Annotated in this window: 8 protein-coding genes; 1 reads left to right on the plus strand and 7 read right to left on the minus strand. The window is 45.1% G+C overall.

The genetic code is table 11. The annotated features are described in order from the left end of the window. The 7 genes from PX636_RS04690 to rpsO form a co-directional block, all read right to left on the minus strand. A partial coding sequence (locus tag PX636_RS04690; RefSeq protein WP_288116355.1) for a S1 RNA-binding domain-containing protein occupies positions 1-738 on the minus strand: 738 nt, incomplete at its 3' end. Between the two features lie 96 nt (positions 739-834). After that, positions 835-1569, minus strand: coding sequence for a dienelactone hydrolase family protein (locus PX636_RS04695; protein WP_004163077.1), 735 nt, complete (start codon positions 1567-1569; stop codon positions 835-837). Positions 1570-1708: 139 nt separating this feature from the next. Further along, positions 1709-2524 carry a Cof-type HAD-IIB family hydrolase gene (locus PX636_RS04700; protein WP_125732880.1) on the minus strand — a complete coding sequence of 272 codons (816 nt, stop codon included), beginning with the start codon at positions 2522-2524 and terminating at the stop codon, positions 1709-1711. Between the two features lie 529 nt (positions 2525-3053). Further along, positions 3054-3710, minus strand: coding sequence for a Uma2 family endonuclease (locus PX636_RS04705; RefSeq protein WP_012264234.1), 657 nt, complete (start codon positions 3708-3710; stop codon positions 3054-3056). Positions 3711-3774: 64 nt separating this feature from the next. Further along, the gene (aroF, locus tag PX636_RS04710; protein WP_288031265.1) at positions 3775-4830 is read right to left on the minus strand and encodes a 3-deoxy-7-phosphoheptulonate synthase; all 1056 of its coding nucleotides are present in this window, start codon (positions 4828-4830) and stop codon (positions 3775-3777) included. A 58-nt stretch (positions 4831-4888) separates the two neighbouring features. After that, on the minus strand, positions 4889-5353 hold the full coding sequence (locus PX636_RS04715) for a PAM68 family protein (RefSeq protein ID WP_002763019.1): 465 nt from the start codon (positions 5351-5353) through the stop codon (positions 4889-4891). A gap of 24 nt (positions 5354-5377) precedes the next feature. Continuing rightward, positions 5378-5647, minus strand: coding sequence for a 30S ribosomal protein S15 (gene rpsO, locus PX636_RS04720; RefSeq protein ID WP_002738807.1), 270 nt, complete (start codon positions 5645-5647; stop codon positions 5378-5380). 291 nt (positions 5648-5938) lie between these two features. Here rpsO and PX636_RS04725 point away from each other — a divergent pair, with 291 nt between their 5' ends. Beyond that, the gene (locus tag PX636_RS04725; protein WP_002738864.1) at positions 5939-6268 is read left to right on the plus strand and encodes an NAD(P)H-quinone oxidoreductase subunit M; all 330 of its coding nucleotides are present in this window, start codon (positions 5939-5941) and stop codon (positions 6266-6268) included. The last annotated feature ends 286 nt before the right edge of the window (positions 6269-6554 follow it).

Consider the following 6554-nt stretch of genomic DNA (forward strand, 5'->3'; position numbering starts at 1 on the left):
AATGCGATTTTTATATTCGTCAATTTCTGCGACTACCACTTTAATTGCTTGACCAACTTTAAAGAAAGTCATGGGAGAATTAAAAGAGGCTCCTGTCACCTGTTTAGCATGGAGTAATCCCGTCACTCCACCGCAATCGACAAAGACACCGTAGGGTTGTAATTTAACCACGGTGCCACTTAATAATTTACCCACAGCTAATTGACTGATAGCGTTAGCGCGAGCAATTTCTCGCTGAGATAAAACTAATTTATTATTTTCTTGATCGATTTGAATAAAAGTTGCGGTTAAAAGTTGTCCGATGAGGGAATCTAAATCATTTTTTTCGATTAAATGGGAGCGAGGGATAAATCCTTTTAATCCCTCCACTTCCCCCGTCACTCCCCCCTTATTCACCCCCGTGACGCGCAGCTGCACCGACTTGCCACTTTCAGAGATTTCCCTGACATTTTCCCAAGCTTTTTGTAGTAATAATTGCCGCAGAGACAGGGTAACTTGTCCTTCCGCGTCCTGTCCACGGGTAATCAGAAAATCGAATTCTGCATCTATGGGTAAAGCTTCGGCAATGGAAGTAACATTTTCCAGGGAAATTTCCCTTAAAGAAATAAAAGCGGAGGATTTGCCGCCAATATCGATGAATGCTCCATCGGAGGTGTGTTGATCGACTCTCCCGCGCACGATCTGCCCTTTTTCAAATTGATAATCGTATTGATCAAGAGCTTTGGCAAAATCGTCCATGGAAAAGGCAGGGTTCGGTGTCATGATAAATAGAATGGTTACAAGTATAATTTCGATCTGCTTCCAGTGTAAGCTGAAGCTTGAGGGGTCAGACCATTAAGATTTAAGAAGGCTAAATAACTCTAGCACATGATCCCAAGCAGATTTGGCCGCATTAGCATTATAACTAGCCCTTTGGTCGCAGAAAAAGCCATGGTCGGCATTTTCATAGCGGAAAACTCGATGAGGAATTTGATAACGGATTAATGCGTTTTCTATCTCATCCACTTGCTTTTGAGGAATACTCGCATCTAACATCCCGAAAAATGCGTAGATTGTCCCCTTGATTTGGGGAGTCACCTTCACTGTCCCTTGGCCACCCCCAGGGGTTCCCGTGGTGATTCCCGCACCGTAAAAAGAGGCACTAACTTTGATATCCTCTAGAGTGGAGACAAGATAAACCACATGACCACCAAAACAAAAACCGATCGTGCCGACACCGGTTTTTTGCACCTGTGGCAAACTATAAAGATAATCGATGGTGGCTTGGATATCGCTGATTAATTCGGCTGCTTTGGTTTGTTCTTTGTACTGACGACCGATTTCGATATCTTCTATACTGTACCCCGTTTCAAAACCCGGAGCGAATCGCTGATAAATGGCAGGAGCGATCGCTATATAGCCTTCTTGGGCAATTCTGCGGGTGACATCGCGAATATGGTCGTTTACGCCGAATATTTCCTGAATCACGATAATTGCCGGATAAATTCCCACCCGATCGGGAATGGCTAAATAGGCATCTATGTCAATATCTTTGTTAGGAATCGTAACAGTTTGCGTATTAATAGTCATAATTTTCTCGATGAAAAGGGTGTTAGGGTGTTAGGGTGTTGGGGTTTTAGGGTCTTAGGGTTGTAGGGTTTTAGTTGAATTCCCCCAATTCCCCATCTCCCCAATTCCCCATCTCCCAATTCCCCAATTCCCCAATTCCTCAAATCAAAACAAACTTTGCCAGGGCTGCGGCCACCCCATTTAAGTCTACACTAGGGGCAACCCAATCGGCTTGATCCTTAACAGCTTGGGGAGCATTACCCATGGCAACACCGACACCCGCATAGGTGAGCATAGAAACATCATTAAAATTATCACCGATCGCCATAACGTTTTGCGGTTGTAATCCTAGGATATCTTCGGCCAAAAATTGGGTGGCGCTTCCCTTAGTGGCCTCAACGTGGGTAACTTCAAAAAAAGTCGGACTCGATTGGGTAAAGTATAAATCTTGATTTTGATAGCGTTGCTGTAAATGATGCCAAATCTCGGCGATAAATTGCTTATCTTCCCCCATGGCCAGGATTTTAGTGGTTTTGTGGGCAACTTTGCGTAAATCTCCCACTGCTTGGGCAATAATACCCGATCGCTGCCGATAGAATTCCGTTTCCGCGTTTAATTGCCGCACATAAAGCACATCGTCCATATAAAAATTAAGGGAGATTTTCTCTTTCCATTGGGGTTGTTCGAGATAATCTAAAAGATCGATCGCCAAGTCGGGGGAAATGGGAGTATGTCGATGGTGAACTTGGGAAACAGGATCTTGAATCCAAGCGCCATTGTAAGCAATTAAAGGTAAAGTGGATTTAAGGCGTTTATGAAAACGTAAAGCCGAGCGGTACATCCTACCAGTGCCAATAGCGACGGGAATTCCCTTTTTTTGGACGGCCGAGACAGCTTGCACCACAGCTGGATTAACCTGATTGTTATCACCGGCGATCGTTCCATCCACATCGACAACGATTAAGCGAATATCCACAGTTATGTCCCATTCAACAGTCAACAGTTATTGACACTCTCGCCGTCAAGCTACGCTGTGACTGGAGATTCTTGCTTCTACTCCTCTTAACTAGACACAATCGGAAGACTATGCCCCCGTCAGACCGAATCCACAAGCGTTTTAGTTTAACGTCTACCGACTGCCCGGCGGCGGACGGATCTGAATTTTATTTGTGGGCAGAATTGACCTTAGCCGTTAAGCTTCTATCCTGCTTGACCCGTCACCATTACATTTTCAAGGGCGATATTTGTTCCGAGGTACAAAGGAGCGGGAGGTTTCCGTGATCCCTTACGCGCTTTACCGCTTTCTGTATTCTAGCGAAATCCCTCGAAAATTGTCAAAGTATTGAAAGCTAGGATGGAAGGCATGGGATTAAATGCAACAGTCCGAACATTTGGATACACGAATAAAACAATATTAAATTGGGAAAAGAAATTATCAGCCTGACAAGAAACGTTAGTATTTAACTCTAGATAAAATGTCACCATAATTACCTCAACTGCCCTAGTTAATTATTTTTAGCTAGTTGACTAACAAGCCATGCTCTTAAATTCTTTTCTGCCCTCACTTCATCCTCTTTAGCAGTGGCTAAAAATTCATAGAGTTTAGTTTTCGGAACTAGGGGAAAAGTCGGACTAAATTCTCCTTCCTGATAAACCCCCTTTTCTAACCGATAAATGCGCCAGATTTGTCCATTAAAACGCCATAATTCCGGCACTCCCAAACGGGCATAAAGTGCTAATTTATTAATATCCGTATGGGTGATATCCACTTCCACCACTAAATCTGGGGGCGGATCTTCAGTTAAATTAATCCTTTTTCCTAGCACTTTAGCTTGATTTTGAATATAGTAGGCATTATCGGGTTCTGCTCCTCGTTCTAAATCTTCCCTAGCTAGAGTTGTGGAACCCATACTTTTAATTTTTAAACCCAATTCTACCACCAAAATCCGAATAAATAATCCGATTAATTCTCGATAAAACTCGTGTTCTTCTAGGGGCATAGTAATCTCTAAAGTGCCACGATCATAAAATAAATGGGCGCGATTATTTTCCCCTAGTGCCTGTAAAATTTGCTGATAGGATAACCAACTGAGATGATAAAAAGTAACCCGTCTTTCTGCCCGGATTTCGCTAGTATTTAACTCCAGAGGAACTGTCACCATAACTGCCCCGAAAAGCGAAATTTATGCCCAAAAAAGGGGGTTGACTCACCCCCTGATCATCTTATCAAACCAGTGCCGGAACCTGGGGCCAACGCCCGATCGTCTTACCAATGACCGCTAACTCCTGAGTTAATCGATCGAATCGGTCGGGGGTCAAGGATTGCGGCCCATCAGATAGGGCTTTCGCCGGGTTAGGATGTACCTCGATCATCAAGGAATCGGCCCCGGCTGCCAGGGAAGCCATGGCCATGGTCGGGACATATTCCCATTTACCCGTACCGTGGCTAGGATCGATCATGATCGGCAGGTGAGTTAAAGTTCTTAAAACGGGAATACAGGATAAATCTAGGGTATTGCGAGTATATTTACTGTCAAAGGTGCGGATACCGCGTTCGCAGAGAATGACATTGCTATTTCCTGCTGCGAGGATATATTCTGCCGCCATCAACCAATCTTCAATAGTGGCCGCCATGCCGCGCTTGAGTAGGACTGGTTTCGGTTGCGCCCCAACTTTTTTCAGGAGGGAAAAATTCTGCATATTGCGCGCCCCCACTTGCACCACGTCGGCTATTTCGACAATCTTATCGAGATCCGCCGCGTCCATTACTTCCGTGATAATACCCAAACCACTGGCATCTCTAGCCGCCGCTAGTAATTCCAAAGCGCTTTCCCCGTGACCTTGGAAAGCATAGGGAGAAGTGCGGGGTTTGTAGGCACCACCGCGGAGGAATTGCGCTCCGGCTGCCGCCACTCGTTTGGCAGTTTCCACGATCATCGCTTCATTTTCCACCGAACAGGGGCCGGCGACAATGCTAACGGTATGATTTCTGCCGATGGGGATAACACCCTTAGGAGTGGGGACTAAAACCTCGCTGTATTCGCCGTGACGGTATTCTAAAGAGGCGCGTTTGAAGGGTTGTTCGACTCGCAGGACGGTTTCGATCCAAGGGCTTAATTCTTGGATTTGTAGGGGGTCTAATTCCCTGGTTTCTCCGACTAAACCGATGACAACTTTATGCTTACCGACGATTTTTTCGGGACTTAATCCCCATGCCTCGAATTCGGCACTGACGCGCTCGATTTCAATTTCCGGGGAACCAACTTTCATGACAATAATCATGGCATTAACCTTTTATTTTTTTCTTTAATCTCTATTGTTGACGATTTCTAGAGGTTATCTATTTTTCTTCCACTTCTTTTTTGCCGGACCGCCAGGCGGCGATCGTTCTGCCAAAATTAGCTTGAAATTCTTGCCATCCTAGCCAATCCCCCACCCGATCCTCATCCCAAGAAGCGGAGAAGATGCCATAACTCAGACCGATGAAACCTAGACCAAATAGGCTTAAACTGACGAGCATGGCGACGTAGGAAGGGATTTCGAGAAGATCGTGGCTAATAATCCAGTAGAAGCCAAAAAAGGAAGCTATCCCCAGTGCCGTCGGCAGGCCACAAAATACCGCCATCCGTTTGGCCATCCGTTGACTGACCACTTGCGGAATCGCCTTTAAGCTGGTTTCCTCGGAGCGATTTTTTAGGGGCGGTGGCACGGGACTAGGGGCAATTTTCGGGGTTTTTCGCTTATTTTGGCGCGGCTCAAAGGGGAGACGTTCTTTTTTCTCCGTCGATTTCGATTCAGAGGCCATGGTAGGGATGCAAAGGGGGTATGCTTAACGGCGAATTCCGAGACGACCAATCAGGGTTTGATAACGTTGTTGATCTTTCTTCTGGATATAGGTTAACAGTCCCCGACGACGACCGATCATCTGGAGTAATCCCCGACGGGAAGCATGGTCTTTCGGGTTAGCTTTCAGGTGTTCGGTCAGTTGGTTGATTCTCTCGGTTAAGAAAGCTACCTGTAACTCCGATGATCCTGTATCGGTTTCGTGGGCCTGATATTGGCTGATTAGTTCTTGTTTTTTGGTCTGGGTTAAGGCCATAGGACTCGTGATCTCTGCTTAAACACTGCAATCTATCATAGTATCACGTTTCTGGTCGATCCGTAAACATTGTTCGGGAGGCAGGAGATAGGGTGATAGGGTTTTGGGGTGATAGGGTGATGAGACAGCTTCCCCACCTCCCCACTTCCCCACTTCCCTATCTACCCCACTTCATAATCCATAATTCCCACACCCCACACCCCACTTCCCCACTTCCCAATTCCCAATTCCCCAATTCCGCAAATCATGGCAAAATCTTAGACATAGCGTCTAACTTACCCTGAAGATTCCATGCTGTTAAAATCCACGACCCGTCATATTCGCATTTATACGGCTGAAGTAAAAAATAATCAATTAATCGAGAGTAACAATGTCTTGACTCTTGATGTGGATCCCGATAATGAATTTAATTGGGAAGAAGTGGCTCTCAATAAGGTTTATAGTAAGTTTGATGAATTGGTAGAGTCCTACAATGGGGAAGAACTGAGCGAATATAATCTCCGTCGCATCGGTTCAGATCTAGAACATTTTATCCGTTCTCTCCTGCAAAAAGGCGAAATTAGCTATAATCTCAATGCCAGAGTGCAGAACTATAGTATGGGTTTACCGAAATTAGGGTGAACGATTCCGCGTCAGTCCCCACCCGGATACCTAGGGGGGTGGGGAATTGGCCTCGCGGCAATGAAGCGAACAATTGCCCGTCACTCATCCCTAATAATCGGATTGATTGAAATGTACCTTAAGTCCCACTTTCCGCACTTCTTAACAGCCTACAATCCTTTACCAGTAAGGACTATAGCGACAATGATTGATTTTTATCCAAGTGAAGAATTGTAATTTTTTTTCTTAGAAAAAACCAATTATTGAAAATGTTCTCAATAGTAGTTTCTACAGTGAAGGTTTTTCG

The sequence above is a fragment of the Microcystis sp. M53598_WE2 genome, from assembly GCF_030067735.1.
In the GTDB taxonomy this organism is placed as follows: Bacteria; Cyanobacteriota; Cyanobacteriia; order Cyanobacteriales; family Microcystaceae; genus Microcystis; species Microcystis aeruginosa.